Genomic DNA, 24065 nt, shown 5'->3' with positions numbered 1-24065 from the left:
GAGCCGTTATGCAGTCTTGAAGAGGGAGAACGGAACTATGGATCAAATTCAACAACAGTTACTGGATTGGCTTGCTCCACATGGGATAGCTATTACAGAGCGCCAGTTCGAACAACTTGATCAGTATGTGGAAATACTGGCTGATTGGAATGAACGGATGAACTTGACTGGGATTACGGAGCGTGCAGCTGTATATGAGAAGCATTTTTATGACTCATTGACGTTGGCGTTCTATGTACCGATGAACGAGATTAAGTCGATGATCGACGTAGGCTCTGGAGCGGGTTTTCCAGGTATTCCGCTGAAAATTTTATTTCCACATGTGAAGCTTACGATTATCGATTCTCTGAATAAACGTATCGGTTTCTTGAAGCACCTCGCCGCAGAGTTAGGGCTTGAGGATGTTAATTGTGTCCATGCTCGTGCAGAAGAGGCGGCACGTAAGCCTGAGCACCGTGATCAGTATGATCTTGCTACAGCTCGTGCAGTTGCGCGTATGAACGTATTAAATGAGTTCTGTTTGCCATTTGTACGCCCTGGTGGAACGTTTGCCGCAATGAAAGGTAATAATCCAGCAGAAGAGATTGCAGAGGCTTCACGCAGCCTTCAGTTGCTTCTGGCGAAGCGTACAGCTGATCATAAACTGCTGCTTCCATTGGAGCAATCCGAGCGTCATATTGTACTTGTGGAAAAGACAGGTAAAACACCAAAAGCTTATCCACGTAAACCAGGTACTCCAATGAAAGAACCACTCATTTAGAATTGAAAAGAATAGATAAAAGTACGCTGTACAGTGTTAGTTATTAATTGGCGAGAAAGACTGATGCATCGTTTTATGTACACAATAAGAGGCTATCTTTCTACTTAATGAAAGATAGCTTTTTTGTGGTTGCTGATTTAAAAAGAAATGCCTATATAATTGGAAAATAATTGGATTTAAATAACTAAATATGATGGAATAAATCATTGACTATAAATAATCTATAGACGTTCTAAAAATGACTGGGGAAACTTCACGTAGAGTTGCATTTATTCTATCTATTTTGCTTGAAAATATGATACGATACAGATATAGGAATTTAGTAATGAGGTGGTATTGTTTCACGTGAAACATTTAGCGCTTGGAAGAACCAATAATTGTCTGAAACGTAAGCAGTTCATAGAAATAAGCAGGAATATAATTCAAGTAAGTAGAATAGATAACAAGGGATGTAAAAAAAGTAGTCCAGCAGCACGTGAAGATAAGCTTTACTGCGATGTTGGACAACGTGTCGAACTTTCAAATTTATTTGTCCTAGTAGGGAATATATAAATCTCTGACGTTTGTTATGAAATATGAAAGCTATAGCTCTGTCTTCGTTACATTGATGTTGGTTGAGGGCTTGGCGTTTGTCTGGCATTACTATGAAGTTAGGTGGTAGAACATACAGATGAAAGAACAACTTTCTCGGTTACTGGGGTTTGCGGATCGTCAGGCTCAAGATGAGGTTAAGATGCTTCCTGTAGGAGACATCGCAATGAGCCCTTACCAACCGCGAACGGTGTTTGATGACGATCGTATTGATGAGTTGGCTCAAACGATTAAAACGCATGGCGTTATACAGCCAATCGTCGTTCGTCCTCGCAACGGTAAATATGAAATTATTGCAGGTGAGCGCCGCTATCGTGCTGTAACGAAGCTTGGCCATGCAACTATTCCTGCTATTATTCGTGAATTTAATGATTCTCAGGCTGCCTCGATTGCTTTAATCGAGAACTTGCAGCGGGAAGGGTTAACTTCGATCGAGGAAGCTGTCGCCTATCAAAAACTGATTGACCTGCATGATTTGACGCAGGAGAGTTTGGCTCAACGGCTAGGCAAAAGTCAGTCGACGATAGCGAATAAAATACGTCTGCTTCAGTTACCAGAAGGTATAAAGCAAGCACTGATGGAGCGTAAAGTGTCTGAGCGACATGCTAGAGCTCTACTCGGTCTTGAATCTGAAGATCTTCAGATTAAACTATTGGAAGAAATTATAACAAAAGAGCTAAATGTGAAGCAGACAGAAGCTAGAGTTGCTTTTTATAAGCAGATTCATACGCCGAAGAAATCAAAGCGTGTATCATACACGAAAGATGTGCGTTTAGCACTTAATACAATTCGTCAATCGGTAGATATGATTTCTGGCTCTGGTATGGCTATTAAGACAGATGAACGTGATCATGAAGATCACTATGAAATCGTCATCCGCATACCAAAGCGCTAATTTGACTCACGACTGATTGGACAGCCAGCCATTCATGTACGTATGGAGCAAGCGGCACATGCCGCTTTTTTTATTTAATGAATGCAATAGTGAGTGTAACAAGTTCATCAATGGTACACATATAGCAAATTATAATGGTCCAATGGAGTTCTGTTATTACGCTATATAGAGAATTACACAATGATACTACTGTGTAGCGTAATGGCTATATACTCATTTATCTTGAAATGAATAGAGTATATATCAAGGATGGACAGTTAATTACGTTTATATTTAACCTATGGAATAAGTCTACCAAAACAAAAGGACAATACAGAATCTGCGAGTACAAATATTTCTGTTTAGCAGCTAGATGGTACGACAAGAAAGGGCATTGGGGTGAGAGGAATGGCGGCTAAAATCATTGCCATTACCAACCAAAAAGGCGGAGTAGGGAAAACAACTACCACCGTCAACTTGGGTGCAGGGCTAGCGATATTAGGCAAAAGAGTGTTGCTTGTTGATATTGATCCACAAGGTAACACAACAAGCGGCGTAGGTGTAAACAAGGCAGATGTAGCAAATTGTATTTATGATGTCATTATTAATGATATTCATCCACAGGAAGCCGTTCTAAAGACCAATGTTGAAGGTATGGATATACTACCGGCAACGATCCAACTAGCTGGGGCTGAGATAGAACTCGTACCAACGATATCAAGGGAAGTTCGATTGAAGAAATCACTTCAGTTGGTGTCTCATCAGTATGACTATATCTTGATTGATTGTCCTCCTTCCTTAGGCATTTTAACGATTAATTCACTTACAGCAGCTCAATCGGTCATCATTCCGATTCAGTGTGAGTATTATGCGCTCGAAGGATTGAGTCAACTACTCAATACAGTTCGTCTCGTGCAGAAGCATTTAAATACGTCCCTTCAAATTGAAGGGGTATTGTTAACGATGTTGGATGCCCGTACTAATCTAGGTCTTCAAGTCATCGAGGAAGTAAAGAAGTATTTCCAAGCAAAAGTGTATCAAACCATTATCCCGCGAAACGTTCGTTTAAGCGAGGCCCCATCGCATGGTCAGTCAATTATGACCTATGATTCAAGATCAAAAGGTGCAGAAGTATATTTGGAACTGGCGAAGGAAGTGATAACGTATGAGTAAACGTTTAGGACGAGGGCTGGATGCACTCATTCCATCGTTAGCAGTGCAGGAAGATGATCGAGTAATCGAGATAGCACTTCAGCAGCTCAGACCGAATCCCTATCAGCCTCGGAAGCACTTTGATGATCAAGCCATTCAAGAGCTGGCAGAGTCTATTCGCCAGCATGGTGTTATTCAACCTATTATCGTTCGTAGTGTACTAAAAGGATACGAAATTATTGCAGGTGAGAGGCGTTTCCGCGCTTCGCAGCTACTTGGTTTAGAAAAAGTTCCAGCTGTTGTCCGTGCATTTTCGGATGAGCAAACGATGGAAATAGCGCTGATCGAGAACTTGCAGCGTGAAAACTTAAATGCTTTAGAATTGGCACAAGCGTACCATAACCTAATGGAACAACTCTCATTAACACAAGAAGAGCTTTCCGTGAAGGTAGGAAAGTCTCGGTCTCATATCGCTAACTTTCTACGACTTCTTCAGTTGCCAGATGAAGTAAAAGAACATGTTTCACGTGGAACACTAACGATGGGACATGCCCGCGCATTGGCTGGTATTAAGGATGCAGTCAAAATGATTCAACTGACGAAATCTTCTATTAGCAATGAGTGGAGTGTGCGTCAGCTTGAAGAAGCGATTCAAGTGATGAATCGCAAAGGGAAAGCACAAGATAAGAAAAAAATGGCAGCAAAAGATCCTTATTTGGATGAGCTAGAAGATACACTTCGTGAACGCTTCCGTACTACGGTAAAAATCAAGGCCAGCAAAAGTAAGGGCAAAATTGAGATTTCGTACTACAATCAACAGGATCTAGAACGCTTGTTAGAGATGTTAAATGCGTTATAGCTATTAGAGCTGAAGAGGCGTATGTAGTGACAACGATGATACATGAGTAACATAAGCGATAGCACCCTTAGATGTTGCGTTAGCTAGCGGCATCTAGAGATGCTATCTTTTTTTGCCAAATAAAATTGAAAAAAGTTAAAACCCTGTCATCCAATTCATTCAAACCTGTAATAAAGTAAGAGAGCATGTTACAGGGGTAAAAAGTAGAAATAACCATTCTAGTGAGCTGTAGAGGGGAGACTTATTGATGTCACCACAGAACAGTATCGTATATCTTGATCATGCGGCTACTTCTTGGCCCAAGCCCAAATGTGTACAGGAAGCTATGTGGAAGGCAATGGAGGAAGAAGGAGCCAATCCAGGGCGTGGCGGACATGTGATGGCTGTACAAGCAGGCAAGCGTTTAATGCGGGCTCGGATGGCTATTGCTGAATTGTTCCATATTCAAAATCCACTTGATATTGCTTTTACATTGAACACTACAATGGCATTAAATATGGCAATTATGGGTGTGCTGAATGCTGGCGATCATGTCATTGCTACATCGGTGGAGCATAATTCAGTACGAAGGCCATTGGGATGGTTAAAAAAGGATAAAGGCATTTCGGTTACCTATATAGATACGGATGTACACGGTAATCTGGATGTTAAGCAGGTTGAGGCAGCAATCACTGACAAAACAAAGCTGCTTATTTGCAATCATAGTTCGAATCTGCTCGGTTCCATACTACCAGTTAAAGAATTAGGTATGCTTGCTAAACATCACGGATTGCTGTTTTTGGTTGACGCAGCTCAATCTGCTGGTGTTGTACCCATTGACGTTCAATCTATGGGAATTGATATGCTCGCATTTCCTGGGCATAAAGGATTGCTTGGTCCAACTGGTACTGGTGGGTTATATATCCATCCCGAATTGGATGTAAAACCACTTTTGTATGGAGGGACAGGCAGTCACTCTGAGGAAGTAGAGCAGCCTGAGACTCGGCCAGATCGCTATGAAGCGGGGACGCCGAATACGATCGGAATAGCAGGATTAGAGGCGGGTATTCGCTTTATTATGAAGCAAACGGTGCATAAGCTTTATGAACACGAATGGGAGTTAACTCAGCAGCTCATGAAGGGTCTCATGACGATACCAGGAGTGCGTGTGCTTGGGCCGAAACTGGGGGAAGCTAGGACAGGAATTGTTGCTTTTCAGATACATACACTGGATAGCTCAGAGTTGGCTTTTCGTCTGGATCGGGAATTCGGCATCGCAGTACGCGCAGGATATCATTGTACACCACTTGCACATGCGACAGCGGGGACTATTGGTGAAGGTGCAGTACGGGCAAGTATAGGCTGGAACACGATAATGGAAGATATCGAAAAATTAGTAGCGGCAGTAAAGCATTGTAGCGAAAGTTCGCGGAAGTAAATGAATTGATTGAAGCAGGAGAGAGCGACGAACATGAGTATGAACATGACTAATGTAGGGCCGTGGTTAGTAATTGGTACGGCTGCAATAACGTTCCTTTTATTAATTACAATTATGATTCAAGGAAGCCAAATACGTAAATTGAAACGTCGCTTCCACGCCGTAATGAGAGAGTCGGGAGTAGACGATCTAGAGTCTTTGCTTGGACAGATGCAGATTGAAATGGAGCGTCTTCATGTCATTAATGAAGAGCAGGCTAGTAAGCTCCAACAGTTGAGTCAAAAAGTTAAGGCGCATGCAGGTCATGTAGGCATCGTGCGCTACAATGCGTTTGATCAAGGTGGAGGCGAGCTAAGTTTTTCCGCGGCTATATTAGACGAACAAAGCAGCGGGTTCATTTTAACGGGTATTCATAGCAGAGATCATACTTACGTGTATGCCAAGCCAGTAGAAAGTGGTCAATCGATGTACACTTTGTCACCTGAAGAACAAAAAGCGGTGGGACAGGCAATGAGCAAACGTTCATCATAATTTATTTCGTAAACAATTAAACAAATTAATTAAGCTTCATAAGCACGTACTGAACGGATAATGGCTTGGTGCAAAGAATCTGCAATGATATCAGCCATGTTCATCACAAGATGCAGTCGTGTATTTTGCAGCACAAAATACTCCATAAAGCCTCCGATGTTGACGATGCCTGTAAGATGCATGTCACCAACCGGGGGCAATTGTTTATTTACACCCGCACCAGGCTTCACAGGCCCCGATTGAACTTGAATAAGACCAACACTAGTGCTTTGTCCTAAGCAGGCATCTACGGCGATGACAAACGCATTAGGAAGCTGCTCATTTAACTGCTGGAGCTTTTGTTGGAGATTCACAGCATGGACTGGTTCTGCTAGTGTTCCGTATAAATGATAGGCATACGTATCCATGCGTTCTAATCGGCTTCCGACGAGAGGGCCTAAGCAATCACCCGTAGAACGATCTGTTCCAATACATACAACAGCAATAGGTTGATGATGCGCACGTAACTTGATATGCTCCATACAAGCATTAATAATAAGAGGAAACGATTCAGGCTGGTCATAAGGGAGCTTAACCATTGTTGGCTCAGATGAGGAAGGACGTTGAAAGAAAGGGTAGGACATACGTTTCAGCCTCCGTCTCTATAAATAGATAGTAATCAGTATATGGAAGAAAAGGCCGATTCATACGTATGTACAAGTAGATTTTCTTTCGCTAGACGATAAAAGCGGATATGAGAGGGGATTGCCGTGACACAACCAATTGATGCTGAATGGCTTGTAATGGCGTTTGATTCTACACAGCAAGCATTGCGAGCAGAAATGTTAATGGAATATATGGACATGGACATAGATACTTTTCCCACCCCGAAAGAAATTACAGCAGGTTGTGCCTTGTCGATTCGCTTTCCTTTTGCCATACTAGAAGAAGTAAAGGTATTGCTAATAGAGCAGCAGGTTGTTATTCGTGGTATTTTTAAGCCAGTGGATGATGATTATGAATGTGTATGGAATGGATAGGAGGGATACGATGCTGAATAGCTATTTTGTAGCAGAGCCGACGAATGTAGAGCCGGATATCCAGCAGACGTTAACCGTATTTGAACGGTGGAAAGATGATTTTGTGAGTTGGGTGATGAACAGCCAGACATGGGAAGTTATGCTGGTAGCGCTGATTAAGATTGCATTTATTACGATTATTACGAGACTAGCAATCTTTGTCGTTCATCGTATGATTGATCATGCCATGAAGTCGAAGGATCATGCGAGAATTAATGTGAATCCACGTCGTCTATTTACAGTGGGCAAGCTGCTTAAAAATATGATATCTCTAGTTATGAACTTTATTATGATTATGTTCATTTTGTCTGTGTTTAATGTCAATTTGGCACCGTTATTGGCCGGGGCCGGGGTTATTGGCTTGGCAGTAGGTTTTGGAGCACAGAGTCTTGTTAAAGATGTCATGACAGGGTTCTTCATAATTTTCGAGGATCAATTCGCGGTAGGGGATGTGGTTGCCATTAATCAATTCCAAGGTACTGTTGAAATGATCGGCCTGCGTTCGACGAGAATTCATAGCTGGACTGGTGAAGTTCATATTGTTCCGAATGGAAATATTACCGACGTAACAAACTTCTCTTTGAATAACTCGATCGCAGTCGTTGATGTATCGATTGCTTATGAAGAAAACATCGATAGAGCGACGGAAATTATGAAAGAGACACTAGAAAAGCTGCCTGAACAAAATACGAATATGGTTAAAGTGCCACAAGTTCTAGGTGTACAATCTCTTGCAGCTTCTGGAATTACGATCCGCATTATTGCAGAATGTAAGCCATTTACACAAGCCGTTGTATCACGATTAATTAATCTTGAGGTGAAGAAGTCACTGGATGAGCACGGTATTGAGATACCGTATCCTAAAATGGTTACTTATCACCGACAAGAACAAGGAGGACCTACGCATGGAGCGTAAGGTATTTAACCTAGGCGATATCGTGCAAATGAAAAAACAGCATCCTTGTGGAACAAATGAGATGGAGATTATTCGTATGGGAATGGACATCCGAATCAAGTGTGTGGGGTGCAAGCATAGTGTGCTTATTCCGCGCGCGAAGTTTGAGAAGAGCATGAAAAAAGTGCTTCGTTCCAATCCTGATGCTACAGCTCATGAATAAGATTCTGATGGTAATGTGGAAAATGCCCCTTAATTGGGGCATTTTTTATATGTGGGTAAGATCAAATATTGGCAATGATTATTGCATCCGTATGTTTGCTATGATATAATCATCTATACTGTGGAAAGGTACCCAAGAGGCCCAAGGGGGTTGACTCGAAATCAACTAGGCGTCGCGAGGCGTGCGTGGGTTCGAATCCCACCCTTTCCGCCACTTATGTGTAAATGACAGCTCCTAAGCGATTATCGCTTAGGAGCTTTTTGATTATATGGATATGGATTTACTGAACTAAGTACATATGTGCCACTCTATTAATATACTTTAATGCTGGAAATTTGATCGTTCCACGAAGTCCCTGTGCGCAAAGAGTAATTGCCTAGGTAGTCAGCTGCTCCACCTGGTGCAATATAGAGGGAAGCGCCGGAGAAGTTATTATGCTCGAATACTTGCAAGCCATTTCCAAGATAAGGTGCTTTAATGGAAGAGATTCTATCATTCCATGCGTTACCAACGTATCCGGATTGATTACCATTTCCGAAATCGAAATAGCTGCCGTGATAATAGCCGTGCTCCCAGAAGGTAGCGTGGTAATTACCTTCGAGCGGTTTCACTGCATCTTTATGTTTAGTGATAATTGCTTGAATGTGTTGATCTGCATCTGACTTATTTACGTAGGTAAACACTTTGCCATTACTATCTACAACAGTATGCTTTGCTTGAGTCGTTTGCTGCACCTCAGTATTGGATTGAGCTAGTGCGGCAGATGTCATTAGTGTTAGAGCAAGAACTGATAAGCCTACCCCAGTTGCCACCTTTTTCAATAATTTCATGAAAACCACCTATCCTTTCGCTATGCGATTTATTTACTTTCACTTCCATTATAGGATTATGATAGGTATAAATATGACTAATTACCAAAAATAAAAGAAGTGTAAACACGAAAGAACCCTGCGAAGGCAGGGTTCCTTTCTGGTTGACGGTACTTATTTGACTAGCTGCTTTACTTCAAATCTGATCGCTTGGACTTTCTCCACAGAGGAAACTCTGTATTGATGGTGTGTTTCAGACTAAATGGCCTTTAGCACAACGCCTCGCTTCTCTTCATTTTTGTAAGAACATCATGTCGATTTCACTTGGTTCAAATGCTCCATTGTCCAATGGAACTCACCTCGCTACGTACCGTCAGTAACTATTATGACCACTGAGAAGTTTTATATACATCAGTCTGCAAAAAACATCAAAATGTTAAATTAGTGGGTCAGTGCATGCGATTTCTTCTTCCATTTACGATCCTTATTCGTTGTTTCAGGGAAGTGATCTCCCTTTTTTAAGCGTATTTGTTTCGGGTTCATGATCTCCGTATGGAAGCTGTTCTCACCAACCTCCATATAAATTGCATCATTTGGAGCGCGGTCACCTGGATTGTACTCCGTACGTTCACCCATATCGGATTCCTCCTTAAAGTTGAAAATCAGATCGTTGCCTCATTTAGTGTGGGCGAGATGATGATGATTCATCAGTACCGTTTCCTAGAAGGTAAGGTGGAAACTACAATTGGGCTTTAGTTGCGTTTAGTGTAGGTTTTTGTTATATTATTTTAGTGCGAGTTTAACTCGCTCCTTGCTCCTAGCAATGACTGGGGGCCTTAAGTCCATAAGGAGGTGAATCACAAATGCGCAAGTACGAATTGATGTACATTATTCGTCCTGACATCGAACAAGATGCTGTTCAAGCGGCAGTAGACAAGTTCCAGGGCGTCATCTCTAACGGTGGTGAAATTACGAAGCATGATGTAATGGGTAAGCGCCGTCTTGCGTACGAGATTAAGAAATTCCGCGATGGTCACTATGTGTTGGTTAACTTCACAGCAGAACCTGCGGTTGTAGCAGAGTTGGATCGTCAATTGAAGATCTCCGACGATGTTATCCGTCATCTCGTAACGAACGACGTGGCTTAATTGCCATCTCATGTAAGTAAACAAGCTGTTGAAGGAGGGATACCATGTTAAATCGCGTAATCTTAATTGGCCGACTCACTAAAGATCCAGAATTACGTTATACACCAGCTGGCGTAGCTGTAACTCAATTTACCATTGCGGTAGATCGACCGTTCTCTAGCCAAGGTGGCGAGCGTGAAGCTGACTTTATACCTGTTGTGACATGGCGTCAGTTAGCGGAGACTTGTGCAAATTATTTGCGCAAAGGTCGCTTAACGGCTGTGGAGGGACGCATTCAGGTGCGTAACTATGATAACAACGAAGGAAAGCGTGTCTACGTTACAGAAGTAATTGCAGACAACGTGCGCTTCTTGGAATCTAACCGTGACAGTGGAGGTTCGAGAGATGATGCTGGCAGCTATGGTGGCGGTTCCGCGCCAAGTTCCAACCAAGCATCTCGCGGCGGCAACAACAATTCGGGTTATTCCCGCGGACCTGCAGCGGATCCTTTCTCTGACGACGGCAAGCCGATCGATATCTCAGATGACGATCTGCCATTTTAAAATGGAAAGGACTGAATGGAATGAGCTTCAATCGTAATGAAGGCGGAGAGCGCCCAGAGCGTAAGTTTGGTGGCCGTCGTGGCCGTAACAAACGTCGTAAAGTGTGCTTCTTTACTGCTAACAAAATTACTCACATTGATTATAAAGACACTGATCTTCTCAAAAAGTTCATCAGTGAGCGTGGTAAGATCTTGCCACGTCGTGTAACTGGTACAAGCGCGAAGTACCAACGCGCATTGACGATCGCTATCAAGCGTTCCCGTCAAGTAGCATTGTTGCCATACACAACTGAGTAGTACTCAGTCAAAAGACAGCCGAATTCGTTCGGCTGTTTTTTTTATTTGTGTGGATATAGATACGGCGTATAGAAACAATCGTGTTAATTCCACTGCTCAAGCTTTGTATGTATATTTTCCAAGGTAATAAATCCTCGCTGCATAATAGGGGGACAGCTTGTATTGTATTGAGTGATATCGGTATTAAGCTTATTAAGACATATCTGCACCTTAGGTGAAGCTCCTTCAAGTCTTAGGAGCTCTATGGCTTGGATAATGTCTTTACGAATAAGCTGCTGTTGTTCGAGCCAGCCAGGCAAGTAATTAGCTTCCTTAAGTACACCTTGAAGAGGATCGCCGCTTGAAGGCTCAAGTGGTTTACCCTTGCCATGTAAATCGTCCATTTTCCCGCTTTTTTCATAATTGCCCACAATGTCATCCATAAAGTCTCCTCTATATAAGCTCATATGAAAAACCCCTCCCAAATTTATTTAAATTACAAAATAATACATACAAATACACCTAAATTATATCTATTCATTTCACATATGTACAGATAATTATTATGTATTTGAGGGTTTTTAAAACCGTTGAAGAGCGGTTGAAAAGCTGATTATTACAGGTAGTAAGCGTGTTGACGAAGCGGCTGAAATCATTGCTGGATAAGGATTTTTCCTGTCATGTATCTTTTACTATTTTATTTTTTAATTGTAAGGTAGTACAATAAGGCGTAGTCTGCTGTCATTAATAAGGTCCAATAAAAAGAAGCCCAATCGTTCATTCTATAAGTAGTGAGCGAAAGGGGCGTGGCCGTATGCCGGAGTGGGTATTAGTTGCCGCTCGCACATGGATGTCAATGGTGGTATTGTTCATAATGACAAAATTACTCGGAAAGCGCCAAGTATCGCAGTTGTCTTTGTTTGAGTATATGACAGGCTTAACAATTGGCAGTTTGGTCGTCTACATCTCATTAAATACCGATGGATTATGGTATCTAGGGGTAGTATCGATGTCGGTATGGGTGTTGACGTCATTAGGCCTAGAGTGGCTGCAATTGAAGAGCAAGCGGTTCCGTGACTTTATCGATTCTGGTGGGACGATTTTGATTCAGCAGGGGCGAATCATGGAACATCATATGCGCAAGGAACGTCTTACAATAGATGAAATGATGATTCAATTGCGAAATAAAAATGCCTTTCGTCTGGCAGATGTTGAGTTCGCCATTATGGAGCCGAGCGGTGAGATTAACGTTATGCTTAAGAAACAGAAACAACCGCTAACGCTTGAACAACTCGGAATCAAAACAGCAGAGTCCGAAAGAGCGCCTGTTATTGTCTTGATGGACGGGACGATATTAGAGGATGAGCTGAAGATGATCGGTAAAGACAAAGGCTGGTTAAGTAAGGAACTAGAGAAAAGAGGATTAAAGGAACATGATGTGTTCCTCGTACAGGTAGATGCTGCGTTTCAATTGTATATTGATTTGTTTAATCAACGAAAGAATACAGCAGCCTATTCATCTTATGACCATCAATTCTGGAGAGGGTTGAAGCCATAAGGGTGCGAGCTCTGTAGGTTATGGATAAGGTAATAACGGCAGTAAAAAGGTATGTGAATTTGCGCAAAGTGCATTCTCACCTATATATGAAATGATTAGGGATAAAGATTTAGAACAAATGGGGAAGAAGTGAATAGCAATGAAAAAGAAAAAGTCAGCCAAGAAGTGGTGGATTTTATTAGCTGTTATCGTTCTTGTGCTTGTTGGTGGATTCATGTTCCGCAAGCAATTAGCCTTACTTGGATTTGATTTGTTCCTGCAGGATAAGGTGGAGGAGTCATTAAATGGCTCGTATCAACCTATTGATGGCAAGCCGGAAGTATCTCGTGAAGTAACAGAGCCATTCTCTGCATTGTTGCTGGGGGTTGATCAGCGCGATAAGGAAATTGGACGTTCAGACACGATGATTTATAGTGTAGTTCGACCGAAAGATAACAAGGTACTGTTAGTTTCCATCCCACGTGACACGTACACAGAGATTGTTGGTTACAATGGTGGTGTGAAAACAAAAATAAATCATGCTTATGCCCATGGTGGTGTAAAAATGAGTATCGACACAGTGGAGAATTTGCTTGGTGCGAAAGTTGATCATTATGCTACCGTCAACTTTGAAGGATTGAAGGACGTCGTTGATGCAATGGGCGGCGTGAAGCTTCCTATTACGGAAGATATCGTGAACAAGGATCCGAACCATGAGAAGTTCCGTATTGAAGGCAACAAGCCAATATATAGTGGCCAAGAAGCTTTGTATTACGTACGTTACCGTGAAGATTCTGATATGAATCGTACTATGCGCCATCGCATCTTCCTTGAAGCGATGATGAATCGTGCGGTTGAATTGGATCAAATTCATAAAATTCCAGATCTCATTGGGATTATGGGCAAAAACTTCACAACAGATATGCGTCCGAGCTATATGATTGATTTGGCAAAAACGATGTTCCAAAATGCAGGTGCTCCGATTATTAGCAGTTATATGCTGCATGGTGAGGGTACACGTATGGATGGCGGATGGTACTACCTACCGCTTGAAGAAGATATCGAGTATACTCAGCAGCTAATTAAGAACTGGATGGATCCAAATGCGCAGCCTAGTGATTTGAAGCCAAGACAGTTCACAATTGAGTAGCTGTAACTTTTACAATTGTTCTTATAAGACTTATACGATAATTAGAAAGTCAGTCGCGATTGTGCGGCTGACTTTTTGTTTTTCTATCCTAGAATGTGTTAATTTAAAGATATGGAAAGTTTGAGGAGGAGACTGAACGGATGAACATCGCATTTTTCTTACTGCCCAAGCATGAGGTTGTATGCGCAAGCAACCAATCTACACTAAGGCAGACGCTGGAGCGAATGGAGTATCATCGCTACACATCAGTTCCGATTATTAACGATGAAGGGGAATATGTGGGTACAGTCACAGAGGGTGATTTATTATGGCATATGAAAAATTCTAATGGGGAGATTACATTTGAGACAGCATCCCATTTCTTACTCAGCGAAGTATCATTGAATAAACAAATTAAAGCGGTACGTATAGATTCGAACATGGAAGATTTGGTTAAGTTGGCAAAGGTACAGAACTTTGTTCCTGTCGTCGATGACAGGCAGCGATTCATTGGTATCGTTCGTCGTAGTCAAATTATTGAATATTGCGAGCAGTTCATGACGAAAGCTATGGATGCCTAATATTTAATGATATAATAAAATGTAATGCTCGTATTGAAGGGGTGTGAATTTGTAACGATGCCCAAGGATATGGATGTGGCCAAAAGGGCCAAAGTAATCGAGTGGCTTAAGACAGAAGTGATGGATTATACAGCACGCTTATTCAAGTCGTTGTGGGAAGGAAGCACAACGAAAGTGTTGGACAGTCTGGCAAGCCTTATCGTGAGCAGTTACATCCTAGGTCGTCGAGTCGGAATTTCTTATAAAGATCTCGACAACAGCATCTTAGACAAATTGCATCAATTCAAAAAGGAAGGTCATCAGTTGGAAGACTGGTATCAGGATATTTCAAAGTTGGAAGAACATTTACGCAAGAGGTGAACATCTTGAATAATCGCTGGACGGCGCTTGGATGGGCAGTTGCTGCACTTGTGCTGCTGCTATCGTTTGGGACGCTGATGCAACCGATCACGATGAGCTTTGTTGCTATACCGTTTGTCGTATTATTTACGACGTTATCAACGGCTGCATTTATGGCATGTGTAGCTGCAGTGCTGCTCATCGTATTTTTACTGTTACAGCCCATTGGCTCTATCGTTGTACTTATTTCCCTGTATTTTATTATCCCTGCTATCGTAATGGGCTTTCTATTCAAGCGCCAGCGGACGGGATGGTCTGTATTTGTAGGCGGAACATTGGCTTTTTTAATTGAGTCTTTATTGGCATTAGGGCTTACAAGTTATTTGTTCCAAGTCGATATTACCACGTACTTACATGAGTATCTTACGCAGTATCAGAAGTTGGCTGCTGAGATGGGCGTTGTCATGCCGAATATGCCGTCTGTTGATGAACAGGTTGCATACATTAGTATGAGACTACCGTCATTGCTAATTGCGGGTGCTATTTATATAGGTGCTATTACGTATGCACTTAGCCGCAGACTGCTAACAGCACAAGGTGTTTCGGTACAGCGAATGAAGCCAGTTAAGTACTGGATGCTGCCGAAATCTCTGCTCTGGTATTACTTGATTGCTATGATCCTTGAGCTGGTTATCGTGAAAGAAGCAGGTTCATTCCTTACTTTAGTCATCGTTAACTTGTATGAAATTTTACAAGTAGCCTTTATCGTACAAGGTGTATCATTCTTGTTCTTCTATGCGGATTTCAAGGGTTGGAAACGAGCTTTACCTGTAACATTAACGATACTTGTCGTCATTTTCCCGCCGTTTCAATATATTTGCCGACTTGTCGGCATTATAGATATGGCGTTTCCACTGCGCCAAGCAGTCTCTAGACCAAAGCAATAGGGGAGTATCGATGCCGAAAATATGGTTTCAACGCTGGTTTGCAAGGCATAACAGCTGGTCAATGCTTTATGTGCTTGTGTTAACTCTCGTTGTCGCTTATTACAATTGGATAATTGGATTTCTAGGATTTATCGGCTTTGCTGCACTACTTTTTATTACGCTGGCTGCTGAGCGCAATTTCCGGGCGGAGATGGAAGCTTATTTATCTACACTTGGATTGCGTGTGAAGCGGTCCGTAGATGATGCGGTAACAGAGCTGCCTTATGGTATTGTCCTGTACAGTGATCAGCGGGTAATTGAGTGGAGCAACCGATATGTAGAAGTGTTGAAAGGTGACGGCAGCCTCGTTGGAGAACGTCTCGAAGAGGTATTTCCGAAGCTGAGTCTTCACAAAGATAAACATTTGCCGATCGAGCTTGAGATGGGTGGACGATTGCTTCAAGTTCAGGTTGTCTCAGAAGAGCGTCTTATTTACTTTACAGACATATCTGAAATGGCGGCGCTTCGTGCTCGTTATGAAGGCGAGCGTATGGCTGTTGGTATCGTCGTGCTTGATAATTTGGAAGAGTCGATGCAAGGTTTGGATGATCAGCAGCGAGCAGGCTTATTAGCCAAAGTCGTTGCTCATCTTACAGAGTGGGCTGTTGAGAACGGTATTCTGATGAAGCGGCTGTCTTCCGAGCGTCAGTTCATGGTCATGGACGTACAGACGCTAAAAGCACTTGAGCAGACGCGCTTCGTTGTACTGGACGAGGTGCGAGAGTTGACGATGGAGAGCAAGCTGCCGGTGACGCTAAGCATGGGCTTTGCGGCGGGGCTGGAATCCATCGTAGAGCTTGGGCAATTGGCGCAATCGAGCTTGGATATTGCGCTGGGCCGCGGCGGCGACCAAGTAGCTGTGCGGGTCGGCCAGCGGCTGTCCTTCTATGGCGGGAAGTCCAACGCCGTAGAGAAGCGGACGCGCGTGCGCGCTCGCGTCATTGCTCATGCGCTGCGCGATTTCATTCGCCAGAGCGATGCGGTGTTCATTATGGGACACCGCAATCCCGACACGGATTCAGTCGGGTCAGCGATTGGTGTGCTGAACGCGTGCCGCATGATGGAAACGGAAGCGTACATCGTGCTGGAGGAGAGCAATCCTTCGATTGATCGCTTAGTGGCGGAGTTAAAGAAGGATGAGCTGCTGTGGTCACGCTTTATTTCAAAGCAAGAGGCGTTGGAGATGGCGACGGATGACAGCTTGGTTATCGTCGTCGATACGCATAAGGCTTCGATGGTGGAAGAGCCAAGGCTGCTGCAAGCAACGGACCGGATCGTTATTATCGATCATCATCGCAGAGGCGAGGAGTTTATATCTGATGCGGTGCTTGTATATTTGGAGCCGTATGCATCCTCTACAGCAGAGCTTGTAACAGAGCTGCTGCAGTACATCCATAATCGTCTCCATTTGAGTGTGTTGGAATCGACAGCGTTGTTAGCCGGTATTACGGTAGATACGAAGCATTTCTCGCTTCGTACCGGATCTCGAACATTCGATGCGGCTAGCTTCTTGCGCCGCCATGGTGCGGATACAGCGCTCATTCAGCGCATGCTGAAAGAAGACCTGAAAGAGTATATTGAAAAGGCAGAAATTATTCGCCACGCGGAAATGTACTATGATCATATTGCGATCGCGGTGACAGAGCCTGGCCGCAAATTTTCTCAGTTGCTGATCGCACAAGTAGCTGATACGCTGTTAAATATGACAGGTGTATTGGCGTCTTTCGTCATTAGTGAGCGTCCAGATGGCTATATCGCTATAAGCGCACGCTCGCTCGGACAGATGAACGTTCAAGTTGTTATGGAGCGACTTGGCGGAGGCGGGCATCTGACGAATGCGGCCGTACAATTGCAATGCACACTGGATGAAGCACAAAAGCAGCTGAAACAGGTGCTAGCAGAAATCGAAACAGAAGAGGGGTTGTTCGAATGAAGGTCATATTGCTGCAAGACGTCAAAGGACAAGGAAAAAAGGGACAAGTAAAGGAAGTATCTGAAGGGTACGCGCTGAACTTTCTTATTCCGCGAGGTTTAGGTCGTCCAGCGACAGATGGCAATCTGAAGACGCTCGAACAGCAGCAGAAATCGGAAGATAAGCGCAAAGAGCAAGAGAAGTTAGATGCTGAGGCGCTTGCAGCGAAGCTGGGAGAGATGACAGTAGTCATTAAGACGAAGGCTGGTGAAGGCGGCCGTCTATTTGGAGCTATAACATCTAAGCAAATTGCGGAAGCGATGCAAAAAATGAACGTCAAGATCGACAAACGTAAAATTGAATTAGCAGAACCAATTCGCTCACTGGGATACAGCAATGTTACGGTGAAGCTGCATCCTGAAGTGCGTGGAACGTTAAAGGTTCATGTAACGGAGGAGTAAGATGAACGACTTTCAAGTCGATCGTGTTCCACCGCAGCATGCTGAAGCCGAGCAAGCCGTGCTCGGTGCAATCTTGCTGCAATCTGAGGCATTAATTACATCAATGGAGCGGGTGCAGGCTGAGGACTTCTATCAGCCTGCCCACCAAATTATATATGAGGCGATGATCGAGCTGGGCGAAGAAGGCCAGCCGATCGATATCGTCACGTTGGCTGCGAAGCTTCAATCGAAGAATCAGCTTGATGACATCGGAAACGTATCCTATTTGTCACAGCTGGCTAACGCAGTTCCAACGGCTGCGAATGTGGACTACTACGCGCAAATTATTGAAGAGAAATCAATGCTTCGTCGCCTTATTCGCACAGCAACCCAGATTGCTAGCGAAGGATATACAGGCGAGGACAATATTGGCGCACTCTTAAGTGATGCGGAACGTCGTATTTTAGAAATATCGAATCGTCGTTCTTCCAGCGGCTTCATTGCGATTAAAGATGTACTTATGGAAGTCTTTGATCGAGTGGAAATGCTATCGGAACAGGCGGAAGGCACGACAGGTATTCCATCTGGATTTACGGATTTGGACAAGATGACGTCCGGATTCCAACGCAGTGACTTGATTATTGTAGCGGCTCGTCCATCCGTTGGTAAGACCGCGTTCGCACTGAATGTAGCGCAGAACGTTGGAGTTCGTGCCAAGGAGACTGTCGCTATTTTTAGTCTAGAGATGTCTGCCGCACAGCTTGTGCAGCGTATGATCTGTGCGGAATCTAATGTAGACGCAACTCGCTTGCGCAGCGGTAAGCTGGAAGATGATGATTGGGAGAAGCTGACGATGTCGATTGCTTCGTTGTCCGAAGCACAAATCTTCATCGATGATACACCAGGGATAACGGTTGCGGATATTCGTGCCAAGTGCCGCCGTTTGAAGAAAGAACACGGCCTTGGGATGATTCTCATTGATTACTTGCAGCTTATTTCAGGTCGTGGTAAGGCAGGGGAGAACCGTCAGCAGGAAGTATCCGAAATTTCCCGTACGCTCAAGATGATTGCACGTGAGCTGGAAGTTCCCGTTATCGCACTATCTCAGCTTAGTCGTGGGGTAGAGCAGCGCCAAGATAAGCGTCCGATGATGTCTGACCTTCGTGAATCGGGTTCCATTGAGCAGGATGCCGATATCGTTGCGTTCCTGTATCGTGACGATTACTACGATAAAGAATCCGAGAAGAAGAACATCATTGAGATCATTATTGCAAAGCAGCGTAATGGGCCCGTTGGTACGGTCGAATTGGTGTTTCTCAAAAATTTCAATAAATTCGTAAGCTACGAGCGGAATCATGCTGATCCTTATGCGGGATAATAAAGCTGATAAATGCCGCTTGAGCTTCAGTTGGTGGGGAGACCGCTGTACATTCCTATACAAGGGCATTTGCTTATTTGTATAGAATGGCAGCGGTCTTCTTGTCTTGTTTGACAATATTGGACAATATTCCGAACAATCATGATTCGTATATGTTTAATGTTCGTTTTTCACGTTGACTTTGTTCGCTCAGACTGCTACACTTGGATTGCTGACTTTGATCGCTAACAAGATAACAACATGGATCGAAGCAGTGAATATTGGTGTGTGAAACACCCGATGGGGGTATGGTTTTTATGTCCACAGTTGTTGTTGTAGGAACCCAATGGGGCGATGAAGGTAAAGGGAAAATTACAGACTTTCTCGCGGAGAGCGCAGATGTCGTTGCGCGCTACCAAGGTGGTAACAACGCGGGCCACACAATACTTATCGATAATAAGAAATACAAGCTGCACTTAATTCCGTCCGGTATTTTCTACGGCGATAAGTTGTGCGTCATCGGTAATGGTATGGTTATCAATCCGAAGGCTTTAATTGAAGAGATTACTTACATTCATGATAATGGATTTACAACGGATAATCTTCGCATCAGCGATCGTGCTCACATCATCTTGCCATACCATATGGTACAGGATGAATTGGAAGAGGAACGCAAAGGCCCTAACAAGATCGGTACGACTCGTAAAGGTATCGGCCCTGCTTATATGGACAAGGCTGCGCGTATCGGTATTCGCATCACTGATTTGCTTGATGAGGAAGAGTTCACGAAGAAATTCCGTCATATGGCAAATGAGAAAAACGAGCTGATCAAGATGTACGGTGGCGAGCCGCTGGATATCGAAGCTACGTTAAAAGAGTATTTGGAGTATGCTGAATTTATTCGTCCTTATGTAACAGATACGTCTGTTGCGCTAAATGATGCAATTGACACTGGCAAGAAAGTGCTCTTCGAAGGTGCACAAGGCGTTATGTTGGATATTGACCAAGGTACGTATCCATACGTTACATCTTCGAACCCAACTGCTGGTGGTGTTTGTATCGGTTCCGGTGTAGGGCCTTCTAAAATTGAAGAGGTTGTCGGTGTTGCTAAAGCATACACAACTCGTGTTGGTGACGGTCCATTCCCAACGGAATTGGACGATGAAGTTGGTCACTATATCCGTGAAGCGGGTCATGAGTACGGTACGACAACAGGTCGTCCGCGTCGTGTAGGCTGGTTCGATACGGTTGTTGTTCGTCACGCTCGTCGCGTGAGCGGTATTACAGGTTTGTCCTTGAATTCCTTGGACGTTCTGTCTGGACTTAAGACAGTTAAGATCTGTACAGCTTACAAGTACCGTGGTGAGATCATCGAGCATTACCCTGCGAACTTGAAAACACTTGGCGAATGCGAAGCGATTTATGAGGAAATGCCAGGTTGGTCTGAGGATATTACACAGTGCAAGTCTCTTGATGATTTACCAGAGACGACTCGCAACTATGTGAAGCGTGTATCTGAGCTGACAGGTATTCCGATCTCAATCTTCTCCGTTGGCCGTAACCGTGAGCAAACGAACCAAGTCCGTAACATTTATCGTTAATTGAATCATTAATAGTTCGTTCTAGGGCGTCCTGTTCTTACTGCACATGCAGTGAGGATGGGGCGCTTTTTGATTGCGCATAAATGCTAGGTCGATGGGCGATACTAAGAAGTATTGCCTAGTCTAGTCAGCCCACCAGTCATAGTTGGTGCTACATCACGATCTTCTTCCGAATGCAGCTGACAGAGGCATTGTGAGCGTGAAGGATACGGAAGGAGATAGGAACATATGCGATTTTTCATTCGCTGGTTAAGGATGTTGGCGGCATTTATCGTTATTAGTGTGATAACAAGCTTATTGACAATTGGAACAACCGCACTGGTTGTCGACCAGTATTTGCAGACGACGATTCAACAGTTTCAGCTGCCTATTGATAAAAAGCCACTAACGGCCATGTCACTATGGGGCAGCTTATGGAGTGGGGCACAATCAGAATCACCCGTCGACCGTATAGATGATACACGTGGAACCGCCCTGCAAAGTGAGCAGTCTCCTAATCATACGGTAACTCAGACTCCGCAAGGGGCAACGCGCGATCAGGAAACGGGGCAGAGTAATACTAATGGAACAGACAGAGCTGGTGCATCGGGTAATAACGGTACTAATGGTACTAACAGTAACGATCGCAGCGGTAGTGCTGATGAAGTTGGAACAAATGGTGGACGTTCTTCTACGGGAGGCTCTATAGCATCTCCTTCCGGCGAGAGTCGTCCAGGGGGCAGTTCACCTGGACAGGAAGGGTCAGCTTCGGATGATGCGTTACCAGTATGGGGCGGCAGCATCAACGAATCAGCACAATCCGGTAACCGTGTATTAGTTACGCCTGAAGATATCGTCGAAGGTAAGGACAAGTTAACGGAGCAGACGAAGGAAAAGCTGTTCAGTACGCTAATGAAGAAGCTTCCTGCTGATGATTGGCAGCGTATATCTACGTTGATGGAAGAAGGATTAACAGCTGCTGAGCTTATCGAAATGGAGCAAATATTAGCGAAGCATTTGAATGATGAAGAGTATAAGCAAATGCGGGAGATTTTGACCGGCAGCAGCAAGCAAAATCAGCAGGCACAGGCTAATGAGAGCAGTACTAACAATAGAGAAGCTGCTGAGCGACAATAGTTCTGGCAAGTTCATATTTGAATTGGAATTGAGACAGAAAAAAAGCGAGCACTTTGCCTCAAAAGTGCTGAATATATGCATAATATATTCGTAATATGGGCCTCCTTTTATATAAAAGGAGGTTCATTTTGATCTAAGCGCAGGCTGTCTAAGAAGGTAGTGGATATTTAGTGAACGAATTGAATGAGGCAATGCTGTCGGTTGCATCTCAACTTTGACCTATGTTACATTGTAAAAGGTGACAAATCGTTAACTATTTACTAGTAGACAACATTTTATATTCGAACGTATTACCAGATAAAGATTCGGTCCATATTTTGAATGAATAGTAAGGAGCTAAGCATGAAACCATCAAACAATCATTCTCAGCATGAGGGGACAACAGAAAACGTCGATGTTCAGCAACCCCATACTGGCTGGAAGCGATGGGCGACTGCACTGAGCAACAAGATGAGAGAGCAAACATTGCTAGCGCGTCTGCAACAATCTCGCAAGCAAGTAATAATGACGATTAGTGGTGCAGCCATCGTTGGAGCAGCTATTTGGGGAGGTACATCTTATGTACAAGCGAACCGACTGCCTTACCTTCATGTATATAGCGACAATCAATATATAGGGACGGTTGCTAGTCAATCGGACTTGGACGGTTACTACGATAAGTATTTAAATGATATTCAAGCTAAACATCCTGATGCGATCATGAAGCTCGATACAAGCAAGATTCGTACAGAGGAACATATCGCATATAAACCAGAGGTTGCAACAAGTGAGACACTTGGAAAAATGGACAAGCATCTTACTACTTATGCAGCAGGTGTCCAATTAAAAGTGAACAGCAAGCCTGTTGGTATTGTGAAAGATTATGATACAGCTGAGCGAATTTTGGATAAGGTAAAGGGCAAGTATGAGGTTGGGCTTAATGAAGTGAAGCCTGTCACTGCCTTAACTTCTTCTTCGGAGAAGACGACCAAGGCGATGTCTCGCCTAGAATCGGTTAGTCTCCGTGAGCGTGTCAGCATGCACGAAATTAAAACAGAACCGGGCAAGATGCTTAAAGAGGAAGAAGCAATGTCCCTGTTAACGACAGGGAATGCTTGGCCGAGAAACTATACGGTTAAGAAAGGCGATACGGTAGCTTCCATCGCTAAGGCAAACGACATATCGATTGAATCGATTTACCGTAACAATCCGAACGTAGGAGAAGGTTTCCTTGAGGTTGGTGAGCAATTAAACTTGATGGAGCCAGATCCATTGCTTACGGTGAAGACGGTGGAGGCATACAGCGAGTATATTGTGACAGAACCACAAGTCATTACGAAAGAGAATCCGGAAATGGCTGCTGGTGAGGTTAAAGTTATTCGTGAAGGCACGGAAGGCTTGAAGCGCATGTCTTATCGTCTTATTAAAGACAATGGCATGATGACGAAGGAAGAGTGGCAAGGTCAAGAGATTATTAAGCCGTCTGTTCCTAAAATTGTCGTTAAAGGTACGAAAGTCGTTTCAGGAGAAGGAACGGGTAACTTTATTAATCCAGTTCACTCCCCTGTGTTAACGAGTGGTTTCGGCCAACGTTGGGGCCGCTTGCATAAGGGCATCGATGTCGTGTCAGGCGATCATACGATTATGGCATCTGATGAAGGAAGAGTATCCTTTGCAGGTGTTAAAAATGGCTACGGCAATGTGATTATGGTTGATCACGGCAATGGATATGTTACGATGTATGCGCATCTAGATTCCATTGGTGTTGAAGCAGGCGACATTGTTGAGCAGGGCCAGTCCATCGGTGTGATGGGGAACACGGGTAATTCTACTGGGACACATTTGCACTTCGAAATCCTAAAAGATGGAGAGCCGCAAAACCCACTTAAATATTTATAATCACGTATGCAGTGAATTGAATCAGAAGATTTGACTGTTGTCGTATAACGAATCA

The 24065-nt window shown here is 43.7% G+C and carries 28 protein-coding genes and 1 tRNA gene; 25 read left to right on the top strand and 4 right to left on the bottom strand.

Features of this window, described 5'->3' with window-relative positions; translation table 11 throughout:
• The first annotated feature begins 37 nt into the window (after positions 1-37).
• The 7 genes from rsmG (at position 38) to FPZ44_RS18870 (ending at position 6184) form a co-directional block, all read left to right on the top strand.
• Positions 38-760, top strand: a complete 723-nt coding sequence (gene rsmG, locus FPZ44_RS18900; RefSeq protein ID WP_144992665.1) for a 16S rRNA (guanine(527)-N(7))-methyltransferase RsmG — start codon at positions 38-40, stop codon at positions 758-760.
• Positions 761-1105: 345 nt separating this feature from the next.
• Positions 1106-1312, top strand: coding sequence for a hypothetical protein (locus FPZ44_RS18895; RefSeq protein ID WP_144992663.1), 207 nt, complete (start codon positions 1106-1108; stop codon positions 1310-1312).
• Positions 1313-1430: 118 nt separating this feature from the next.
• Positions 1431-2246 carry a nucleoid occlusion protein gene (gene noc / locus FPZ44_RS18890; protein WP_144992661.1) on the top strand — a complete coding sequence of 272 codons (816 nt, stop codon included), beginning with the start codon at positions 1431-1433 and terminating at the stop codon, positions 2244-2246.
• Between the two features lie 387 nt (positions 2247-2633).
• Positions 2634-3398, top strand: coding sequence for a ParA family protein (locus FPZ44_RS18885; RefSeq protein ID WP_144992659.1), 765 nt, complete (start codon positions 2634-2636; stop codon positions 3396-3398).
• Complete coding sequence (locus FPZ44_RS18880) at positions 3391-4236, top strand: ParB/RepB/Spo0J family partition protein (RefSeq protein WP_144992657.1); 846 nt, start codon at positions 3391-3393, stop codon at positions 4234-4236. The genes FPZ44_RS18885 and FPZ44_RS18880 overlap by 8 nt, the downstream gene beginning before the upstream one ends.
• 247 nt (positions 4237-4483) lie before the next feature.
• Positions 4484-5653 carry an aminotransferase class V-fold PLP-dependent enzyme gene (locus tag FPZ44_RS18875; RefSeq protein WP_144992655.1) on the top strand — a complete coding sequence of 390 codons (1170 nt, stop codon included), beginning with the start codon at positions 4484-4486 and terminating at the stop codon, positions 5651-5653.
• Positions 5654-5686: 33 nt separating this feature from the next.
• Positions 5687-6184 (top strand): DUF4446 family protein, encoded by a 498-nt coding sequence (locus FPZ44_RS18870; protein ID WP_144992653.1) that lies wholly within the window; start codon positions 5687-5689, stop codon positions 6182-6184.
• A 29-nt stretch (positions 6185-6213) separates the two neighbouring features.
• Here FPZ44_RS18870 and yyaC read toward each other — a convergent pair whose 3' ends face one another.
• Entirely contained in the window at positions 6214-6807 is a 594-nt protein-coding gene (gene yyaC, locus FPZ44_RS18865) for a spore protease YyaC (RefSeq protein WP_144992651.1), read from the bottom strand.
• Between the two features lie 138 nt (positions 6808-6945).
• Here yyaC and FPZ44_RS18860 point away from each other — a divergent pair, with 138 nt between their 5' ends.
• The 4 genes from FPZ44_RS18860 (at position 6946) to FPZ44_RS18845 (ending at position 8573) form a co-directional block, all read left to right on the top strand.
• The gene (locus tag FPZ44_RS18860) at positions 6946-7203 is read left to right on the top strand and encodes a putative Se/S carrier protein (RefSeq protein WP_144992790.1); all 258 of its coding nucleotides are present in this window, start codon (positions 6946-6948) and stop codon (positions 7201-7203) included.
• A 10-nt stretch (positions 7204-7213) separates the two neighbouring features.
• Positions 7214-8158, top strand: a complete 945-nt coding sequence (locus tag FPZ44_RS18855; protein WP_144992649.1) for a mechanosensitive ion channel family protein — start codon at positions 7214-7216, stop codon at positions 8156-8158.
• A complete protein-coding gene (locus FPZ44_RS18850) occupies positions 8148-8360 on the top strand; it encodes a DUF951 domain-containing protein (RefSeq protein ID WP_144992646.1) in 213 nt (70 codons plus the stop codon). Before FPZ44_RS18855 ends, FPZ44_RS18850 begins: the two co-directional genes overlap by 11 nt.
• 122 nt (positions 8361-8482) lie before the next feature.
• Positions 8483-8573, top strand: a tRNA-Ser gene (locus FPZ44_RS18845).
• Between the two features lie 98 nt (positions 8574-8671).
• On the opposite strand, the gene FPZ44_RS18840 is transcribed toward FPZ44_RS18845, so the two are convergent.
• Positions 8672-9190 (bottom strand): hypothetical protein, encoded by a 519-nt coding sequence (locus FPZ44_RS18840; protein WP_144992644.1) that lies wholly within the window; start codon positions 9188-9190, stop codon positions 8672-8674.
• A 420-nt stretch (positions 9191-9610) separates the two neighbouring features.
• Complete coding sequence (locus FPZ44_RS18835; RefSeq protein WP_028594536.1) at positions 9611-9805, bottom strand: YjzC family protein; 195 nt, start codon at positions 9803-9805, stop codon at positions 9611-9613.
• Positions 9806-10032: 227 nt separating this feature from the next.
• Here FPZ44_RS18835 and rpsF point away from each other — a divergent pair, with 227 nt between their 5' ends.
• From rpsF to rpsR, 3 genes are read left to right on the top strand one after another with little or no spacing between them, the layout of a single operon-like run.
• Positions 10033-10317, top strand: coding sequence for a 30S ribosomal protein S6 (rpsF, locus tag FPZ44_RS18830; protein ID WP_144992642.1), 285 nt, complete (start codon positions 10033-10035; stop codon positions 10315-10317).
• Between the two features lie 44 nt (positions 10318-10361).
• Positions 10362-10859, top strand: a complete 498-nt coding sequence (ssb, locus tag FPZ44_RS18825; protein WP_144992640.1) for a single-stranded DNA-binding protein — start codon at positions 10362-10364, stop codon at positions 10857-10859.
• A 20-nt stretch (positions 10860-10879) separates the two neighbouring features.
• Positions 10880-11155 carry a 30S ribosomal protein S18 gene (gene rpsR, locus FPZ44_RS18820; protein ID WP_028594539.1) on the top strand — a complete coding sequence of 92 codons (276 nt, stop codon included), beginning with the start codon at positions 10880-10882 and terminating at the stop codon, positions 11153-11155.
• A gap of 83 nt (positions 11156-11238) precedes the next feature.
• Here the strand turns inward: rpsR and FPZ44_RS18815 are convergent, their stop codons facing one another.
• Entirely contained in the window at positions 11239-11601 is a 363-nt protein-coding gene (locus FPZ44_RS18815; RefSeq protein WP_144992638.1) for a DnaJ family domain-containing protein, read from the bottom strand.
• A 347-nt stretch (positions 11602-11948) separates the two neighbouring features.
• Between FPZ44_RS18815 and FPZ44_RS18810 the strand changes: the two genes are divergently transcribed.
• From FPZ44_RS18810 to FPZ44_RS18760, 11 genes are all read left to right on the top strand, one after another.
• On the top strand, positions 11949-12692 hold the full coding sequence (locus FPZ44_RS18810) for a DUF421 domain-containing protein (protein ID WP_144992636.1): 744 nt from the start codon (positions 11949-11951) through the stop codon (positions 12690-12692).
• A gap of 139 nt (positions 12693-12831) precedes the next feature.
• Entirely contained in the window at positions 12832-13821 is a 990-nt protein-coding gene (locus FPZ44_RS18805; RefSeq protein WP_144992634.1) for an LCP family protein, read from the top strand.
• Between the two features lie 140 nt (positions 13822-13961).
• A complete protein-coding gene (locus FPZ44_RS18800) occupies positions 13962-14381 on the top strand; it encodes a CBS domain-containing protein (RefSeq protein ID WP_144992632.1) in 420 nt (139 codons plus the stop codon).
• 57 nt (positions 14382-14438) lie between these two features.
• Positions 14439-14741, top strand: a complete 303-nt coding sequence (locus tag FPZ44_RS18795; protein WP_144992630.1) for a MazG-like family protein — start codon at positions 14439-14441, stop codon at positions 14739-14741.
• Positions 14742-14746: 5 nt separating this feature from the next.
• Complete coding sequence (locus FPZ44_RS18790) at positions 14747-15667, top strand: DUF2232 domain-containing protein (RefSeq protein WP_144992628.1); 921 nt, start codon at positions 14747-14749, stop codon at positions 15665-15667.
• A 10-nt stretch (positions 15668-15677) separates the two neighbouring features.
• Entirely contained in the window at positions 15678-17639 is a 1962-nt protein-coding gene (locus FPZ44_RS18785; RefSeq protein ID WP_144992626.1) for a DHH family phosphoesterase, read from the top strand.
• Positions 17636-18079 (top strand): 50S ribosomal protein L9, encoded by a 444-nt coding sequence (gene rplI / locus FPZ44_RS18780; protein ID WP_144992624.1) that lies wholly within the window; start codon positions 17636-17638, stop codon positions 18077-18079. The genes FPZ44_RS18785 and rplI overlap by 4 nt, the downstream gene beginning before the upstream one ends.
• A gap of 1 nt (position 18080) precedes the next feature.
• Positions 18081-19436 (top strand): replicative DNA helicase, encoded by a 1356-nt coding sequence (gene dnaB / locus FPZ44_RS18775; protein WP_144992622.1) that lies wholly within the window; start codon positions 18081-18083, stop codon positions 19434-19436.
• Between the two features lie 296 nt (positions 19437-19732).
• A complete protein-coding gene (locus FPZ44_RS18770; protein WP_144992620.1) occupies positions 19733-21016 on the top strand; it encodes an adenylosuccinate synthase in 1284 nt (427 codons plus the stop codon).
• Positions 21017-21244: 228 nt separating this feature from the next.
• Positions 21245-22132, top strand: a complete 888-nt coding sequence (locus FPZ44_RS18765; RefSeq protein WP_144992618.1) for a spore coat protein — start codon at positions 21245-21247, stop codon at positions 22130-22132.
• A 342-nt stretch (positions 22133-22474) separates the two neighbouring features.
• On the top strand, positions 22475-24010 hold the full coding sequence (locus FPZ44_RS18760; protein WP_261378419.1) for a peptidoglycan DD-metalloendopeptidase family protein: 1536 nt from the start codon (positions 22475-22477) through the stop codon (positions 24008-24010).
• The last annotated feature ends 55 nt before the right edge of the window (positions 24011-24065 follow it).

This window comes from Paenibacillus agilis (assembly GCF_007786455.1).
Taxonomy (GTDB): Bacteria; Bacillota; Bacilli; order Paenibacillales; family Paenibacillaceae; genus Paenibacillus_B; species Paenibacillus_B agilis.
Note: the sequence above shows the minus strand (reverse complement) of the source record. Positions and strands in the feature narration are given on the sequence as shown.